Annotated in this window: 1 protein-coding gene; it reads right to left on the minus strand. The window is 55.5% G+C overall.

From position 1 onward, the window contains the following. The coding region (gene tuf, locus DBR00_RS15200) for an elongation factor Tu (RefSeq protein WP_108489218.1) at nucleotides 1-1,085 on the minus strand (1,085 nt) is incomplete at both ends.

Here is a 1,085-nt window from a genome sequence, read left to right on the forward strand (position 1 = left end):
ACGCCGGCGCCGACGGTACGACCGCCTTCACGAATGGCGAAACGCAGACCCTCTTCCATTGCGATGGTTTTGATCAGAGTGACAGTCATCTGGATGTTGTCACCTGGCATTACCATCTCAACGCCTTCCGGCAGTTCGCAGTTACCAGTTACGTCAGTAGTACGGAAGTAGAACTGAGGACGGTAGCCTTTGAAGAACGGAGTATGACGACCGCCTTCTTCTTTGCTCAACACATACACTTCTGCAGTGAAGGTGGTGTGCGGCTTAACCGAACCTGGCTTGACCAGAACCTGGCCACGCTCTACGTCGTCACGCTTGGTGCCGCGCAGCAGAACACCGCAGTTCTCGCCAGCACGACCTTCGTCGAGCAGCTTGCGGAACATTTCAACACCGGTACAGGTGGTCTTGGTGGTATCACGCAGACCAACGATTTCGATTTCTTCCTGGATCTTGACGATACCGCGCTCGATACGACCAGTTACCACGGTGCCACGACCGGAGATCGAGAATACGTCTTCGATTGGCATCAGGAACGGCTTGTCGATTGCACGAACCGGCTCAGGGATGTAGCTGTCCAGAGTTTCAACCAGCTTCTTAACAGCGCTGGTGCCCATTTCGTTGTCGTCTTGGCCGTTCAGAGCCATCAGAGCGGAACCGATGATGATCGGAGTGTCGTCGCCTGGGAAATCGTAAGTGCTGAGCAGGTCACGCACTTCCATTTCAACCAGCTCCAGCAGCTCAGCGTCGTCAACCATGTCAGCCTTGTTCAGGAAGACAACGATGTACGGAACGCCCACCTGACGGGACAGCAGGATGTGCTCACGAGTTTGCGGCATCGGACCATCAGCGGCCGAGCAAACCAGGATAGCGCCGTCCATCTGCGCAGCACCGGTGATCATGTTTTTTACGTAGTCGGCGTGACCTGGGCAGTCAACGTGTGCGTAGTGACGCACAGACGAGTCGTATTCAACGTGAGCGGTGTTGATGGTGATACCGCGAGCTTTTTCTTCTGGAGCGCTGTCGATCTTGTCGAAGTCAACCTTGGCCGAACCGAATACTTCGGAGCAGACGCGGGTCAGAGCAGC

It is taken from the genome of Pseudomonas sp. HMWF032 (assembly GCF_003060885.1).
Taxonomy (GTDB): Bacteria; Pseudomonadota; Gammaproteobacteria; order Pseudomonadales; family Pseudomonadaceae; genus Aquipseudomonas.